8 protein-coding genes and 1 pseudogene are annotated in these 16,891 nt (G+C 73.8%); 4 read left to right on the top strand and 5 right to left on the bottom strand.

What is annotated here, in order from left to right:
* Positions 1–71 precede the first annotated feature (71 nt).
* On the bottom strand, positions 72–1,574 hold the full coding sequence (rpsA, locus tag AB0O01_RS14940; RefSeq protein ID WP_365313425.1) for a 30S ribosomal protein S1: 1,503 nt from the start codon (positions 1,572–1,574) through the stop codon (positions 72–74).
* A gap of 381 nt (positions 1,575–1,955) precedes the next feature.
* On the opposite strand from rpsA, the gene AB0O01_RS14935 reads away from it, so the two are divergent.
* Together AB0O01_RS14935 and AB0O01_RS14930 are read left to right on the top strand one after the other, a co-directional pair.
* The gene (locus AB0O01_RS14935) at positions 1,956–2,882 is read left to right on the top strand and encodes a class I SAM-dependent methyltransferase (RefSeq protein WP_365313760.1); all 927 of its coding nucleotides are present in this window, start codon (positions 1,956–1,958) and stop codon (positions 2,880–2,882) included.
* A 4-nt stretch (positions 2,883–2,886) separates the two neighbouring features.
* On the top strand, positions 2,887–5,328 hold the full coding sequence (locus tag AB0O01_RS14930) for an ATP-dependent helicase C-terminal domain-containing protein (protein WP_365313424.1): 2,442 nt from the start codon (positions 2,887–2,889) through the stop codon (positions 5,326–5,328).
* Between the two features lie 51 nt (positions 5,329–5,379).
* Here the strand turns inward: AB0O01_RS14930 and AB0O01_RS14925 are convergent.
* Positions 5,380–6,428: pseudogene (locus AB0O01_RS14925) on the bottom strand (DUF3068 domain-containing protein).
* A gap of 347 nt (positions 6,429–6,775) precedes the next feature.
* Positions 6,776–8,521 carry a lytic murein transglycosylase gene (locus AB0O01_RS14920; protein ID WP_365313422.1) on the bottom strand — a complete coding sequence of 582 codons (1,746 nt, stop codon included), beginning with the start codon at positions 8,519–8,521 and terminating at the stop codon, positions 6,776–6,778.
* A gap of 470 nt (positions 8,522–8,991) precedes the next feature.
* On the opposite strand from AB0O01_RS14920, the gene AB0O01_RS14915 reads away from it, so the two are divergent.
* A complete protein-coding gene (locus tag AB0O01_RS14915; protein WP_365313421.1) occupies positions 8,992–10,005 on the top strand; it encodes a DUF4184 family protein in 1,014 nt (337 codons plus the stop codon).
* A 191-nt stretch (positions 10,006–10,196) separates the two neighbouring features.
* Here the strand turns inward: AB0O01_RS14915 and AB0O01_RS14910 are convergent, their stop codons facing one another.
* Positions 10,197–10,547 carry a hypothetical protein gene (locus tag AB0O01_RS14910; RefSeq protein WP_365313420.1) on the bottom strand — a complete coding sequence of 117 codons (351 nt, stop codon included), beginning with the start codon at positions 10,545–10,547 and terminating at the stop codon, positions 10,197–10,199.
* Between the two features lie 513 nt (positions 10,548–11,060).
* Complete coding sequence (gene polA, locus AB0O01_RS14905; RefSeq protein WP_365313419.1) at positions 11,061–13,787, bottom strand: DNA polymerase I; 2,727 nt, start codon at positions 13,785–13,787, stop codon at positions 11,061–11,063.
* 757 nt (positions 13,788–14,544) lie between these two features.
* Here polA and AB0O01_RS14900 point away from each other — a divergent pair.
* On the top strand, positions 14,545–16,827 hold the full coding sequence (locus AB0O01_RS14900) for an FdhF/YdeP family oxidoreductase (RefSeq protein WP_365313417.1): 2,283 nt from the start codon (positions 14,545–14,547) through the stop codon (positions 16,825–16,827).
* The last annotated feature ends 64 nt before the right edge of the window (positions 16,828–16,891 follow it).

Genomic DNA, 16,891 nt, shown 5'->3' with positions numbered 1-16,891 from the left:
CGGACCCTTTGATCAGTCGCCGAGCCTCAGCAGCGTGCCGAGCCTCAACCGCTGAGCCTCAGCGGCTGCGTTCAGCTCTGCCCACCGGCCAGCTTCTCGCGGAGCGCGGCCAGCGCCTCGTCCGAGGCCAGCGCGCCGGAGTTGTCCGGGCCCTCGGAGGAGTACGAGCCGCCGCCACCGGACGCGGCCGGAGCCGCACCCGCCGCGTCGCCGCCCTCGGCGGCAGCCGCCTCGTCGGCCTCGCGGGACTTGATGACCTGCTGCTGGTGCTGCTCGAAGCGGGTCTGCGCCTCGGCGTACTGGCGCTCCCACTCCTCGCGCTGCTTCTCGTACCCCTCGAGCCAGTCGTTGGTCTCGGGGTCGAAGCCCTCGGGGTAGATGTAGTTGCCCTGGTCGTCGTAAGACGCGGCCATGCCGTACAGGGTCGGGTCGAACTCGACCGACGCCGGGTCGGCACCGAAGGACTCGTTGGCCTGCTTGAGGGACAGCGAGATCCGGCGACGCTCCAGGTCGATGTCGATGACCTTGACGAAGATCTCGTCGTTGACCTGGACGACCTGCTCCGGGATCTCCACGTGGCGCTCGGCCAGCTCGGAGATGTGGACCAGACCCTCGATGCCCTCGTCCACGCGGACGAACGCACCGAACGGAACCAGCTTCGTGACCTTGCCGGGCACGACCTGGCCGATCTGGTGGGTGCGGGCGAACTGCTGCCACGGGTCTTCCTGGGTCGCCTTCAGCGACAGGGAGACACGCTCGCGGTCCATGTCGACGTCCAGGACCTCGACCGTGACCTCCTGGCCGACCTCGACGACCTCGGAGGGGTGGTCGATGTGCTTCCAGGACAGCTCGGAGACGTGGACCAGACCGTCGACGCCACCCAGATCCACGAAGGCACCGAAGTTGACGATCGAGGACACGACGCCCGACCGCACCTGGCCCTTCTGGAGGGTGGTGAGGAAGGTCTGACGGACCTCGGACTGGGTCTGCTCCAGCCAGGCACGGCGGGACAGGACCACGTTGTTGCGGTTCTTGTCCAGCTCGATGATCTTGGCTTCCAGCTCCTTGCCGACGTACGGCTGGAGGTCGCGGACGCGGCGCATCTCGACGAGGGAGGCCGGCAGGAAGCCACGGAGGCCGATGTCGAGGATGAGACCACCCTTGACGACCTCGATGACGGTACCGGTGACGATGCCGTCCTCTTCCTTGATCTTCTCGATGGTGCCCCAGGCACGCTCGTACTGGGCGCGCTTCTTCGAGAGGATCAGGCGGCCTTCCTTGTCCTCCTTCTGAAGGACCAGGGCCTCGATCTCGTCACCGACGGCGACGACCTCGTTGGGGTCGACGTCGTGCTTGATCGAGAGCTCGCGGCTCGGGATGACACCTTCGGTCTTGTAACCGATGTCGAGCAGGACCTCGTCCCGGTCGACCTTCACGATGACGCCGTCGACGATGTCGCCGTCGTTGAAGTACTTGATCGTCTCGTCGATCGCGGCGAGGAAGGCTTCCTCGTTACCGATGTCGTTGACCGCTACCTGCGGGGTGGTGGCGGTGGTCTCGGTGCTGCTCGTCATGTGGGAAAGGGCTCCGGTACGGACATTGAAGTCGTAGGCACTGCTTACGCCGGGAGCCCGTTTCGCTCTGCAGAAGCCGGACAGCCTAGGAAGCGCCACCCGAGAAAGACGGTGGCGCCTCGACAACCGAGGGGACATACAACAGATGCGAGCGCAGCCTGCTACGTCTGAGGAGCGCAGGCCCGCAGCGCAACTTGTAGCATACGGGGGCAGCCGGGCAGGGTCAATGCGCGAACGCGCACACCCGGGGCGGATCGTCGCATACCCGGCACAAGAACCGTCCCAGGAGGCCACGCGGGCCCTTGGGGACCTCTTCAGTGTCGCCGCCGGAGGCGGATTCGACGGAAGAGTACGACGAGGGAGCCCACCATCCAAGAGCGCATCCACGAGCCCGCCCGGAAGTGCCAGGAGTCCGCCCGGGAGGCCGTTCGAGAGTCCGTTCAAGAGCCCCAGGAGTCCGCCCGGGAGCCCGTTCGGGCGGATGCATCGGTCCCGCCGGAGGCGGCGGCCGGGGAGGCGGAGGCGGCGGCCACCCGGCGTGATGCCGGGGCGGCGGAGAGTTCCCGCGCCAACCGGGGCTGGTGGGACCGCAACGCGGACGAGTACCAGATCGAGCACGGCACGTTCCTGGGGGACGACCGTTTCGTCTGGTGTCCCGAGGGGCTGGACGAGGTGGAGGCCGAGCTGCTGGGCCCCACGGAGGAACTGGAGGGCAAGGACGTCCTGGAGATCGGCGCGGGCGCGGCGCAGTGCTCGCGCTGGCTGGCCGCCCAGGGGGCGCGGCCGGTCGCCCTGGACCTGTCCCACCGGCAGTTGCAGCACGCGCTGCGGATCGGGGTGTCCTTCCCGCTGGTGGAGGCGGACGCGGGCGCGCTGCCGTTCGCGGACGGCTCGTTCGACCTGGCGTGCTCGGCGTACGGGGCGCTGCCCTTCGTGGCGGATCCGGTGCGGGTGCTGACCGAGGTGCGGCGGGTGCTGCGGCCGGGCGGGCGGTTCGTGTTCTCGGTGACCCATCCGGTCCGCTGGGCGTTCCCGGACGAGCCGGGCCCGGAGGGGCTGAGCGTGGCGTCGTCGTACTTCGACCGCACGCCGTACGTCGAGCAGGACGAGGCGGGGCGGGCGGTGTACGTGGAGCATCACCGGACGCTGGGCGACCGGGTGCGGGACGTGGTGGCGGCGGGGCTGCGGCTGGTGGACGTGGCCGAGCCGGAGTGGCCGGCCTGGAACTCCTCGGAGTGGGGCGGCTGGTCGCCGCTGCGCGGGAAGCTGATCCCGGGCACGGCGATCTTCGTGTGCGTACGGGACTGAGCGGGTGGTCCGGCAGGAGGCCCTGGAGGCGCTGCCCGTGCGCGGGGTGCTGCCCGCGCTGAGCGGGGCCCTGGCGGGGGCCGGTACGGCGGTGCTGGTGGCGCCGCCGGGGACGGGGAAGACGACCCTGGTGCCGCTGGCGCTGGCCGGGCTGCTGGGCGGGGACGCGCCCGCGGGGCGGGTGGTGGTGGCCGAGCCGCGGCGGATCGCGGCGCGGGCGGCGGCGCGGCGGATGGCGTGGCTGCTGGGCGAGGAGGTCGGCGGGCGGGTCGGGTACACCGTGCGCGGGGAGCGGGTGGTGGGGCGCGACGCGCGCGTGGAGGTCGTGACGACCGGGGTGCTGCTCCAGCGGCTCCAGCGGGACCAGGAGCTGGCCGGGGTCGACGCGGTGATGCTGGACGAGTGCCATGAGCGGCATCTGGACGCGGACACGGCCGCCGCCTTCCTGTGGGACGTGCGGCAGGCGCTGCGGCCGGAGTTGCGGCTGGTGGCGGCGTCGGCGACGACGGACGCCGCGGGGTGGTCCCGGTTGCTGGGCGACGCGCCGGTGGTGGCCGCCGAGGGGGTGTCCCACGCGGTGGAGGTGGTGTGGGCGCCTCCCGCGCGCGGGGTGCGCCCTCCGCACGGGATGCGGGTGGATCCGGCGCTGCTGGCGCATGTGGCGTCGGTGGTGCGGCGGGCGCTGGCCGAGCGGCCGGGGGACGTGCTGTGTTTTCTGCCGGGGGTCGGGGAGATCGCGCGGGTCGCCGGGCTGCTGGGGGATCTCGGCGGTGTCGAGGTGCTCCAGGTGCACGGGCGAGCCCCGGCGGCGGTGCAGGACGCGGTGCTGGCGCGGGGGCGGGGTCGGCGGGTGGTGCTGGCCACGTCGGTCGCGGAGTCGTCGCTGACGGTGCCCGGGGTGCGGGTGGTGGTGGACGCGGGGCTGGCGCGCGAGCCGCGGGTGGATCACGCGCGGGGGCTGAGCGCGCTGACGACGGTACGGGCCTCGCAGGCGTCCGGGCGGCAGCGGGCGGGGCGGGCCGGGCGGGAGGCGCCGGGGGTGGTGTACCGGTGCTGGACGGAGGCCGAGGACGGGCGGCTGCCGCGTTTTCCGGCGCCGGAGATCAAGGTGGCCGATCTGACGGCGTTCGCGCTCCAGGCGGCCTGCTGGGGCGATCCCGACGCCTCCGGGCTGGCGCTGCTGGATCCGCCGCCGGCGGGGGCGATGGCGGCGGCGCGGGAGGTGCTGGCCGGGATCGGCGCGGTGGACGCCGGCGGGCGGGCGACGGACCGGGGGGTGCGGCTGTCCCGGCTGGGGGTGCATCCGCGGCTGGGGCGGGCGCTGCTGGACGCCGTACCGCTGGTGGGGCGGGACCGGGCGGTCGAGGCGGTGGCGGGGCTCACGGACGATCCGGCCGCCCTGCGGGCGCTGCGGGCCGCGGTTCCGGCGGGCGACCGGTCGGCTCCGGATCCGGCGTTCGACGGGGTGGACGTCCGGGGTGACGCGTCCGGGCTGGTCGCGGCGCTGGCCCATCCCGAGCGGGTGGCCAGGGCGGACGGCGGGTCGTTCCTGATGGTGTCCGGCACCCGGGCCGATCTCGCGGAGGGGTCCGCGCTGCGGGGCGCGGCCTGGATCGCCGTCGCCGTCGCGGACCGGCCGCTGGGGCGGGGGCACGCGCGCGTACGGCTCGGTTTCGAGGTGTCGGAGGCGCTCGCGCGGGGCGCGGCCGGGGCGTGGCACGCGCGGGACGAGGAGGTGCGCTGGGCCGACGGGGACGTTCGCGCGCGGCGGGTGGAGCGCCTGGGGGCGATCGAGCTGGCGGTACGGCCCCTCAGGGACCCCGATCCCGGACGCGTGCGGGAGGCGGTGCTGGACGGGCTGCGGCGGGAGGGATTCGGGCTGCTGCGGTGGGGGCCGGACGCGCGGGTGCTGCGGCAGCGGATGGCGTTCCTGCGACGGCGGCTCGGGGAGCCGTGGCCCGAGGTGTCGGACGAGGCGCTGCACGCGCGGGTGGCCGAGTGGCTGGAACCGGAACTGGGCCGGGCCCGGCGGCGGGCGGACCTCGGGCGGATCGACGCCGGGCAGGCGCTGCGGCGGCTGCTGCCGTGGGCGTCCGGGGACGCGGTCCGGCTGGACGAACTGGCGCCGGAGCGGATCGCCGTACCGAGCGGGTCGCGGGTGCGGGTCGACTACGGGGATCCTGAGCGGCCGGTGCTCGCGGTGAAGCTCCAGGAGATGTTCGGGCTCCAGGAGTCGCCGTCCTTGGCGGGGGCGCCGCTGCTGGTGCATCTGCTGTCCCCGGCGGGCCGCCCGGTGGCGGTGACGGCGGACCTGGCGTCGTTCTGGAAGGACGGCTACCGGGGTGTACGGGCGGAGTTGCGGGGCCGGTATCCGAAGCATCCGTGGCCCGAGGACCCGGCGGGCGCCGAGCCGACCCGGCACACCAGCGCGCGGCGGGGGCGGTGACGGGGCGGGCCAGGGGGTGACGGGGCGGCTCGGAGGGGGGGACCGGGCGGCTCAGGGGGTGGCCGGCTCGGGGTCCGTGCGGCGGTCGGGGGCGGGGCCGCCGGGGCGGCGGGAGCGGGCCTCCAGGAGGAGCGCGAGGGCGAAGAGGAGAGTCCCCAGGGTCAGGAAGCTCCGGGGCAGGTGGGAGGTGAGGAGCAGGATCAGGGTGCGGTTGGCGGTGACCAGGTCGACGGTGTCCTCGATGGAGTCCTCGCGTATCTTGACGTGCCCGGCGAACGCGGGTGGCCTTGTCCCGGTCGCCCAGGAGGGTGCCGCCGCGGAGTTCCTCCTTGTGGATCTCCTCGCCGTGGACGGGGAACCGGTGAGGGGTTCGACCCCAGAACTTGCGGACCGTGGTGTACCAGCGGGTGGTGCCGGTTCGCGCGATCGTCTCCGGGGTGATGCCCTCGACCGGCATGGCCTCGGGGAAGGGCACGCGGGTCCAGGGGATGGTCTGCTCGAAGTAGGAGACCTCTACGCCTCGGAAGGTGCGGGTGCCCTGGTAGTGGATGGGGGCGGTGATCCGGTCCTGGGCGTCGAAGTACGCGTAGTCCCCTCTCTCGGTCAGGAAGGGCCATTTGAACTCGATGCCGGCGCGGCGGACGGGGTCGCTGTCGACGCTCTCGCCGGTCGCGTGCACGGGTTGCTGGGTGTGTGCGTCGAAGATGTACCGCTCGGGCAGCCTGGAGACGGTCCCGCCGCCGGGGCCCTCCACGTAGGTGAGGCTGTCCCGGACGGTAGGAGAGGCTGTCCCGGACGACGGCGTCCCGCCCGGCGGTCCTCTTGATCCGCTCGGACTCCTCCACGTTGCCCTTGAGGGTCTGCACGATGGTGACCTTCGGGACCGTACGGGCCCGCATGGTGGTGTAGTCGAGGAGGGTGGCGTCCTGCGCCTCCAGGACCGTCGTCCGGTACTGCCCCGGGGGGACCTTGGCGAGGCGCGGGAAGGCGTACCAGCGGGTCAGGGGCGCGAGTGCCGCGAAGAACACGGCGAGGGCGAGCAGGATCAGTCCGGCCTTGCGGCGCGTCTCGGCTCCCTCCGGGGCTGGGCGTGCGGGCAGGTGTGGGGGTGGGCGTCAGGGGCGGCCGGGGATCGTGGTGAGCTGGGGTTTCGGGGAGGTCCCGCCGGGCGGGGGCCCGGTGCGGTGATCGCGGGGACCACCACCCACGTGAGGGCGAGGCCGGTCGCGGCGGCGATCAGGGCACGCGTACGGGCCTCCCGGGGGCCTTCCGAGGGCCTGCCGGCGGCGGAGCTGACACTTCGGCAGGTCGGGCACCGCAGCAATGCGGGGGTGATGAGGGGAACAGGTGTGGGCGGGGTTGGGATGCGGGGAGGCACGCCAAGGGCGCCCGTCCGTGGTGGTGGAGGGGCGCCCTGGTGGTGTGTGCTGCCGGGTCCGGCGGGTTGTCAGGCGGAGGGGGACGCGCTCGCGCTCGGGGAGGCCGAGGCGCTGCCCGAGGGGATCGGGATCGGGATCAGCCGGGGAGTCACCTCCAGCTCCAGCGTGAGCGTGGCGCCGCCCGTGGTGGTGATGCGGAGGAGGTAGGTGCCGTCGGTGTCGTCGGCGTGGAGCTTGGGGAGCTTCAGCAGGCCGTCCGCGTCCGTGGTCAGGCCGGTGAGGGTGCGGACCTCCTTGCCGTCGGCGTCCTCGAAGTACGGGCCCTTGTCGTTGACGGTCGGGTCCTCGGCGGACTTGATGAGCGTCGCGGTGGCGGCGACGCCGTCGGCGGCGGCGTCCTTGTAGGTCGCCTTGAATGTGAACTCGTCGGCGAACTCACCCCCGGCGACACAGGTCAGTGCCGGGTCGCCGACCGTGGTGAGGGCGTCGGCTGCGCGGGCCGTGACGGTCGCCGTGTGGTCCAGGCCCGCGAGGGTGCGGCCGACGAGGGTGGCGCGGACCGTGAAGTCGCCGGTCCGCTCGCCCGCCTGGAGGGCCGGGGCGACCGCCTTGCCGGAGGCGTCGGTGACGGCGACGGCGACCTTCTCGCCGCCGCTGAAGGTGGCGTCGGTGTCGCCGAGGATGCTGAAGCGGACCCGGACCTTCGCGACGCCCTTGCCTGCCTTGTCCTCCGCGCGCGCGGAGGGCTTGGCGGCGAAGACGTCGCCCGCCGTCGCGGTGAGTTCGGGCGTGCCCGCGTTCTCCAGGTGGTGGACCCGGTCGGTCGCGGTGGGCGGGGTGGTGGTGGGCGGCGGGGTGGTCGGCGGGGTCGACGGGCCGCCGCCTGGTGTGGTCGGCTCGGCGGGCGGCGGGGTGGGCCGGGGGCTCGCCTCCGGCGACGGGGTGGCGGGCGGCGGGGTGCTCGCCGGGCGGTCGTCGTCGCTGCGGTCGGCCGGGAGGGTGCCGCTGCCGTCCGGGACCTCGTGGGTGCCCTTGCGGTAGTACTCCAGCCACGACATGACCGTGTTGTAGTACTCCGTCGAGTTGTTGTAGCTGAGGATCGCGCTGCGGAGGTCCGCCGAGGTCGACAGGTCCCAGTCGAAGCGGCACAGGTAGTGCCCGGCGGCGAGGGCGGCGTCGTAGATGTTGTTGGGGTCCTCGACACCGTCGCCGTTGCCGTCGCGGCCCGCCCAGGCCCAGGTGGACGGGATGAACTGCATGGGGCCGACGGCCTGGTCGTACTCGGCGTTGCCGTCGTACTCGCCGTTGTCGGTGTCCCGGATGAGGGCGAAGCCGTTGCCGTCGAGCTGGGGGCCGAGGATCGGGTTGATCGTCGTCCCGTCCGCGTCCACATCGCCGCCGCGGGCCTGGCCGGACTCCACCTTGCCGATGGCGGCGAGGAGTTCCCAGGGCAGATTGCAACTGGGCTTGGCGGTGCCGAGCGCGGTGGCGGCCTTCTTGTAGGCGTCCAGGACGGTCGCGGGTATGCCGGCCTCCGCGTCACCCGTGGCGACGGCGGTGCCGCCGGTCGCGGCGGTCACCGAGGGCGTCGGCGTGGTGAGCGGCGGCAGGTCCGTGTAGTAGGGCGAGTTGCCGGTCGCGCTGTCGTCCACGCTCGCGTCGGGCGAGGGGAGGGAGTCGGCCGTGGCCTGTCTGCTCTGGTCCCCGGAGGTGACCCCGGGGGCCTGGGACGCGGACAATGCCGCGACCGCCACCGCGGCCACGGCGGTGGTCGCCGCTCCCTTGCGCAGCCGACTGCCGAAATGCGCCGCCATGTACGGAACCCCTCCCAGGGACGCCCGAGCGCCCGCCTCTTTCTGCCCTCTTCTGTCCTCAATGCCCTGCCGCGGGTGCGTATCCGCGCCTGTGGGCCGCGTCGAACGGGTGCCCGCCGCGCCGCGCCCGCCCCTGTGGGACGAATGGAGCGGCCCGAAAGTTGCACCCGCGTCGCGCGGAACGCGCCCCCGCGTGTCGGCCCACGTGACCCTACGGCAACTTCCTTTGCACGGGCACCCATTCCTGCCCGATTTTCACCAGTTGGCCATATGCCGTTGTCCGCTCGGCGTCGCGCCGGTCCCCTGGCACGGAGTCCAGGCTTCCATGGCCGTCGCGGATACTGAAGACCGCCGGAAGATCATCCGTGCGGCGGGGCGCCGGGGCCGCGCCTCCGCGCCGGGGACGAACCGGGGCGGCCCGGTGCACGTCTGTCACGAAGAGCCCTGACCGCCGACACCGGGAGTCCGTCTTGCCGTTCACGCTGAGCCATGCGGCGGCCGTGCTGCCCCTGATCCGCACCGACGGGACCGGGCGCGGCCGGCTGGTCCCCGCCGTGCTGATCGCGGGCACCTTCGCGCCCGACATGACCTACTACGCGGCGAGTGTGCTGTCGGGCGCCATGGAGTACGGCGATGTCACGCACTCCTTCCCCGGTGTCCTCACCGTCGATGTGGCGGTGGCCTGGGCGCTGGTGGGGCTGTGGCTGGTGGTGCGCGAACCGCTGGTGGCCCTGCTGCCGCCGGACCGGCAGCACCGGGTGGCGGCGCTGCTGCGCTGCGGGGCGCCCCGCGCGCGGGTGCGGGTGCGGACGGTGTGGTGGTGGTACACGTCGGCGGTGCTGGGGGCGCTGTCCCATGTGGTGTGGGACGCGTTCACCCATCTCGACCGCTGGGGCATGCGGGTCTTCCCGGTCCTGGGCGAGGAGATCGCGGGGTCGCCGCTGTACTGGTACCTCCAGTACGGGGGGTCGGCGGTGGCGGCGGTGGTGATCGCGGTGTTCGTGGGGCGGGGGTTGCAGAGGATGCGGGGGATATGGGGGATACGGGGGATACGGGAGGTCTCGGGGACGGGGGAGCGGGCTATTTCGGGGGCAGGGAGGCGGGGAATTTCGGGGACAGAGGAGGAGAGGGGCGGGGGCTGGGGCAGGGGGCGCGCCGGGAGTGGGGGTTTTGCGGGGGTCCCCGCGAGGGTGCCGGTGCTGTCGGGGCGGGAGCGGGTGCTGGCTGTGCTGGTGATCGCCGGGATCACGGTGCTGGCCGCGGTCGAGCGGGCGGTGAGCTGGTGGGGGCGGTGGAGCGCCGTCGCCGAGCCGTGGGAGCTGATCCCGACCGTCTGCTTCGGTGGTGGGGCCGGGCTGCTGGTGGGGGTGGTGGGGTACGCGGTGACGGTGCGGGTGCGGCGGTACGCGCGGTATGCCCGGGGTGGTGGGGAGACGGGCGGGGAGGGGGAGGGGGCGGCGTGGGAGCGGGTGGGGAGGCGGTGACGGGGTGGCAGGGGGCGGGGGGCTTCGGGCGGGTCGGCTGGGTGCGGAGGGGGATGGGGAGGGGAGGGGGCGCGGGAGGTGGTGAGCGCCGGGGGCATCGGGCGGTCGGCTCGGTGCGGAGGCAGACGGAGGGGGAGCGGGATGGGGGGCGCGGGAGGTGGTGAGGCGCGCGGGGGTTTCGGGTGGGCGGTTCAGCGGGGGTGGGGAGGGCGCGGCGGTGCGGTGAGGGCCGGGGCCGTGAACACCGTCAGGGTGCGGGGGCGGTGGGATCTGCGGGTGCGCGGCAGCAGGGTGAGGAACATGGCCATGTAGCCGCGGGTCAGATCGCCCCACAGTCGCCAGACCGGCGGATCGGTGCCGGGGAGGGCCGTGACCGGGGCCCTGCGTGGTGCGCACCGGCGCCGGAGGGCCGTCACCCGGTGGCGGAGGGCCTCGGCGGGGCCGGGGGCGAGGCGGGCGGTGCTTGCGTCGGCCGCGACGACCGGCACCGGCGGGAGCGGCGCAACGGGCGCCGGCCGGCGGTGGAGCCTGCGTATACCCATGGCGGCATCCTGACGGGCCGGGGAGCCGGGGGCGTTTCCGCGGGGGCCAAGGGGGTGACGGTGGGTGGGGCGGGGTCGCGGGGCACGGGAGGGGGCTCGGGGCCGGGTGGCGCGGAGGGGTGCGGAGGCGTGGAGGGGCTCGGGGCCGGGTGGCGCGCAGGGGGCCGGTGGCGTGGGAGGGAGCCTGGAGACCGGGCGGCGGGCTGTGGTGGGCGCGGCGTCGGTGCGCCGGCGTGAGGGGGTGGGGGCCGCCGTAGGGCACGGTTGCTCCCCGGCGCGGGAGGGCGGGGTGCGCCATACCCTCTCCGACGCCGGTGGGCGGAGCCCGGCGGATCACCGGGGCCGCCGCGCGCCGCTCACGCCGTACGCCCCGGCAGCCCCGGTCTGTGCGGGCCCTGCGCCCGGCAACCCGGTCGGCACGGGCCCCCGCCCCGCAGAGGATGCAGCCCCGCGCCCCACCGAAGACGGAGCCGCCCGCCCCGCCGAAGGCGCCGCCACCCGGCACGCGCCCCCTCAGTGCGCCGCCGACTCCCAGTCCGGCCCCACGCCCACCGAGACGTCCAGCGGGGCTCTCAGGTGGACGGCGTCGGCCATTTCACGACGGACGATGTCCTCGGTCGCGGCGCGCTCCCCCGGGGCGATCTCCAGGACGATTTCGTCGTGGACCTGGAGCAGCATCCGGGAGGTGAGCCCGGCCTCGCCCAGGGCCCTGTCCACGTTCAGCATCGCGATCTTCACGATGTCGGCGGCCGTGCCCTGGATGGGCGCGTTGAGGGCCATGCGCTCGGCGGCCTCGCGGCGCTGCCGGTTGTCGCTGTTGAGGTCGGGGAGGTAGCGGCGGCGGCCGAAGAGGGTCGCCGTGTAGCCGGTCGCGCGGGCCTCGTCGACCGCGCGGCGCAGATAGTCCCGTACGCCGCCGAACCGCTCGAAGTAGGCGTCCATCAGGGCGCGGGCCTCACCGGCCTCGATGTTGAGCTGCTGGGAGAGGCCGAAGGCGGACAGCCCGTACGCCAGGCCGTAGGACATGGCCTTGATCTTGCGGCGCATCTCGGCGTCGACGGCGGCGGGCTCGACGCCGAAGACCTGGGAGGCGGCGGTGGTGTGCAGGTCCTCGCCGGAGGTGAACGCCCGGATCAGGCCCTCGTCCTCGGAGAGGTGGGCCATCACCCGCAGCTCGATCTGGCTGTAGTCGGCGGTCATCAGCGACTCGAAGCCGCTGCCCACGACGAAGCCGCGGCGGATGGCACGGCCCTCGTCGGTGCGGACCGGGATGTTCTGGAGGTTGGGGTCGACGGAGGAGAGGCGGCCGGTGGCGGCGACCGTCTGGTTGAACGTGGTGTGGATCCGGCCGTCGGCCGCGACCGTCTTGATGAGGCCCTCGACCGTGACCCGCAGCTTGGCCTGCTCGCGGTGGCGGAGCATGATGACCGGCAGTTCGTTGTCCGTCTGCGTGGCGAGCCAGGCGAGCGCGTCGGCGTCCGTGGTGTAGCCGGTCTTGGTCTTCTTCGTCTTCGGGAGGGCCAGCTCGCCGAAGAGGACTTCCTGGAGCTGCTTGGGCGAGCCGAGGTTGAACTCGTGCCCGGCTGCCGCGTGCGCCTCCTTCACCGCCTGCTGGACGGCTCCGGCGAACATCTGCTCCATGTGCTCCAGATGACCGCGGTCGGCCGCGATGCCGTGCCGCTCCATCCGGGCCAGCAGCACGGACGTCGGCAGCTCCACGTCCCGCAGCAGATCGGCGGCGCCGACCTCCGCGAGGCGGCTCCCGAACGCCTCCCCCAGGTCGAGGACCGCGCGGGCCTGCACCATCAGCGCCTCGGCCTCGGCCGCGTCGTCGGCGCCGAAGGCGAGCTGCCCGTCGGCCGCGGCGGCGGGGGCCAGCTCGCGGTGCAGATACTCCAGGGAGAGCGCGTCCAGGTCGAAGGAGCGGCGGCCGGGCTTGACCAGGTAGGCGGCGAGCGCGGTGTCCATGGCGACGCCGGCGATGCTCCAGCCGTGCTCCGCGAAGACCCGCATGGCGCCCTTGGCGTTGTGGAACACCTTGGGGCGGTCGGCGTCGGCCAGCCAGGACGTCCACGCCTCTTCGTCGGTCTCGTCGAGCTGGGCCGGGTCGAACCAGCCCGCCGGTCCGGCGGCGGTGGCGAGCGCGACCTCGGCGACCGAGCCGGTGCCCAGCGCCCAGGTGTCGACCGTGGCCACGCCGAGGGGGCCGGTGGCGTGCTCGGCGAGCCAGGGGGCCAGCTCGCCGGTGCCCAGCACCGCGCCGTCCAGCTCCACGCCGTCCGCGACGAGGGGGGTGACCTCGGTCTCCTGGGCGCCGGGGTCGACGGCGAAGAGCCGCTCGCGCAGGGACGGGTTGCGGATCTCCAGGGTGTCCAGCACCAGGGCGACGGCCTTGCGGTCGTACGGGGCGCGGGCCAGGTCGGTGACCGAGCGGTCCAGCTCGACGCCGCGCTCCAGCTCGGTCAGGCGCCGGTTGAGCTTGACGGACTCCAGGTGGTCGCGCAGATTCTGCCCGGCCTTGCCCTTGACCTCGTCGACCCGGTCGACCAGTTCGGCGAAGGAACCGAACTGGTTGATCCACTTGGCGGCGGTCTTCTCGCCGACACCCGGGATGCCGGGCAGATTGTCGGAGGGGTCGCCGCGCAGGGCGGCGAAGTCGGGGTACTGGGCGGGCGTCAAGGCGTACTTCTCGAAAACCTTCTCCGGGGTGAACCGGGTCAGCTCGGAGACGCCCTTCGTCGGATACAGGACCGTGGTGTGCTCGCTGACCAACTGGAACGAGTCCCGGTCGCCGGTGACGATCAGGACGTCGAAGCCCTCGGCCTCGGCCCGGGTGGCGAGCGTGGCGATGACGTCGTCCGCCTCGAAGCCGTCGACGGCGAAGCGGGGGGCGTGCATCGCGTCGAGCAGCTCGCCGATCAGCTCGACCTGGCCCTTGAACTCGTCCGGGGTCTTGGAGCGGTTCGCCTTGTAGTCGCTGAACTCCTGCGAGCGCCAGGTCTTGCGGGAGACGTCGAAGGCCACCGCGAAGTGCGTGGGCTCCTCGTCACGCAGTGTGTTCGCGAGCATCGAGGCGAAGCCGTAGATCGCGTTGGTGGGCTGGCCCGTGGCGGTGGTGAAATTCTCCGCGGGCAGCGCGAAGAACGCGCGGTAGGCCAGCGAGTGCCCGTCCATGAGCATCAGCCGCGGACGGCTCCCGCCGGGGGTGGTCTCGGTCTTCTTCGATGCTTTTTCTGCCACGCCCCCGATCCTGCCACGCCCCACTGACAGTCCGTCCCGCCCGGCCCCGACGCGACCGGCATCCGCCCACCGGACGGGCCCCGGACCGCTCACGCGACCGGCATCCGCCCCCGGACGGGCCCCGGCGCCCGCACGGGCGGCCTCCGCCCACCGGAGGGGCTCCCACCGCCCCCGCGCGGGCGGCCTCCGCCGGCCGGACCGGGCCGACACCGCTTCCGCACGGGGCCTCCACCGTCCGGTTCGGCGGGCGCGGGACGGGAGCAGTCGGCACCGCCTCCGCGGGGGGGGGGCCGCCGCGCCGACTCGCCGCTCGGTGAGGTGAGAGGTGAGGTGGGGTGAGGTGAGGTGTCCGGTGGCACACCGCCCACGCGGGCGGCCTCCCCCGCCTCCCCCGCCTCTTCCGCCTCCCCCGCCTCTTCCGCATGTCCCCGCCTCGCCGACGACCCGGTGGGGACACCGCCCCCGCGCGGGGGCCTCCGCCGACGGGTCGCTCCCCGGCCCGACCGCTCCCAACCCGGCGCACCCCGCCCCGCCTCCGCCCCCATCCCGCCTCCGTCTCCCTCCCGCCTCCGCCTCCCTCCCTGTTCCCGTCCCCACCCCCGCGTCCGCCCCACTCCCCTTCTCCCGTCCCCACCCCTGCTCCCGTCCCCCCAGCCGACGCCCCGGCGTTGTCAGTGGCCCGTGGGAGGATCGGAGACACACCTCGCCCCACCCCCAGGGGCGAGCCGTACCCACGCAGTCACAAGGAGGCCCCGCGATGGCGTCGAAGCCGCCGAAGGCCGACCCCGTGCAGGACGCGCCGGAGGTCGGCGGGGTGCAGCACGCGGCGGCCGGGCTGCCCGCGATCGGGCACACCCTGCGCATCGCCCAGCAGCAGATGGGCGTGCGGCGCACCGCGCTGACCCTGCTGCGGGTCAACCAGAAGGACGGCTTCGACTGCCCCGGGTGCGCCTGGCCCGAGCCGGAGCACCGGCACGCGGCGGAGTTCTGCGAGAACGGCGCGAAGGCGGTCGCCGAGGAGGCCACCCTGCGCCGGGTCACCCCGGAGTTCTTCGCCGCGCACCCGGTGTCCGACCTCGCGCACCGCAGCGGCTACTGGCTGGGACAGCAGGGCCGTCTCACCCACCCCATGTATCTGCCCGAGGGCGGCACGCACTACGAACCGGTGTCCTGGGAGCGCGCCTTCGACATCGTCGCCGAGGAGCTGACCGCGCTCGGCTCGCCGGACGAGGCCCTCTTCTACACCTCGGGCCGCACCAGCAACGAGGCCGCGTTCCTCTACCAGCTCTTCGCGCGCGAGTACGGCACCAACAACCTGCCGGACTGCTCCAACATGTGCCACGAGTCGTCCGGCTCCGCGCTGACCGAGACCCTGGGCGTCGGCAAGGGCAGTGTCCTGCTGGAGGACCTCCACCGGGCGGACCTGATCATCGTCGCCGGGCAGAACCCGGGGACGAACCATCCGCGGATGCTGTCCGCGCTGGAGCGGGCCAAGGCGGGCGGCGCGCGGATCATCAGCGTCAATCCGCTGCCCGAGGCGGGCCTGGAGCGGTTCAAGAACCCGCAGACCCCCAAGGGCCTCACCGCGGGCGCCGCGCTCACCGATCTGTTCCTCCAGATCCGCATCGGCGGCGACCAGGCCCTCTTCCGGCTGCTGAACCGGCTGATCCTGGAGCGCGAGGGCGCGGTCGACGAGGAGTTCGTCCGCGCGCACACCCATGGATTCGAGGAGTTCGCGGCGGCGGCCCGCGCGGCGGACTGGGACGAGACGCTCACCGCGACGGGCCTGCCCCGCGCGGACATCGAGCGGGCGCTGGAGATGGTGCTCGCCTCGCGGCGCACGATCGTGTGCTGGGCGATGGGCCTGACCCAGCACAAGCACGCGGTGCCCACGATCCGCGAGGTCGTCAACTTCCTCCTGCTGCGCGGCAACATCGGCCGTCCGGGCGCGGGCGTGTGCCCGGTGCGCGGCCACTCCAACGTCCAGGGCGACCGCACCATGGGCATCTTCGAGCGCCCCGCGCCCGCCTTCCTCGACGCCCTGGAGAAGGAGTTCGGCTTCGCACCGCCCCGGGCCCACGGCCTGGACGTCGTACGGGCCATCCGCGCGATGCGTGACGACCGGGCCAAGGTGTTCTTCGCGATGGGCGGCAACTTCGTCTCCGCCTCCCCCGACACCGAGGTCACCGAGGCCGCGATGCGCCGGGCCCGGCTGACCGTGCACGTGTCGACGAAGCTGAACCGCAGCCACGCGGTCACCGGCGCGCGGGCGCTGATCCTGCCCACCCTCGGCCGGACCGAGCGCGACCTCCAGGGCGGCGGCGAGCAGTTCGTGACCGTCGAGGACTCCATGGGCATGGTGCACGCCTCACGCGGCCGGCTCGCGCCCGCGAGCCGCCATCTGCTGTCCGAACCGGCGATCGTGTGCCGCCTCGCCCGCCGCGTCCTGGGCTCCGCGTCGCACACCCCCTGGGAGGAGTTCGAGAAGGACTACGGCACCGTCCGCGACCGCATCGCGCGCGTGGTGCCCGGTTTCGAGGACTTCAACGCCCGCCTGGACCGGCACCCCGGCGGGTTCGCCCTCCCGCACGCCCCGCGCGACGAACGGCGTTTCCCGACCGCCACCGGCAAGGCGAACTTCACGGCGGCGCCGGTGGAGTACCCGGAGCTGCCCGAGGGGCGGCTGCTGCTCCAGACGCTGCGCTCGCACGACCAGTACAACACCACCATCTACGGCCTGGACGACCGCTACCGGGGCATCCGGCACGGCCGCCGGGTGGTGCTGGTCCACCCCGAGGACGCACGGCGGCTGGGGGTGGCCGACGGGGCGTACGTCGATCTGGTCGGCGAGTGGAAGGACGGGGTGGAGCGGCGGGCGCCCGGTTTCCGCGTGGTGCACTATCCGACGGCCCGGGGCTGCGCCGCCGCCTACTACCCCGAGACCAATGTGCTGGTCCCGCTGGACGCCACCGCGGACACCAGCAACACCCCGGCCAGCAAGTCCGTCGTGGTGCGTCTGGAACAATCGGGAACCGGCTGAGCGTTTGCTCAGGCCCCCGCGGGCACGGGCCCGCGGGCGCTGGACCGGATCGACGAACGGAGTC

The sequence above is a fragment of the Streptomyces sp. NPDC093252 genome (genome assembly GCF_040683675.1).
Taxonomy (GTDB): Bacteria; Actinomycetota; Actinomycetes; order Streptomycetales; family Streptomycetaceae; genus Streptomyces.
This window is presented reverse-complemented; position numbering and strand designations above follow the sequence as displayed.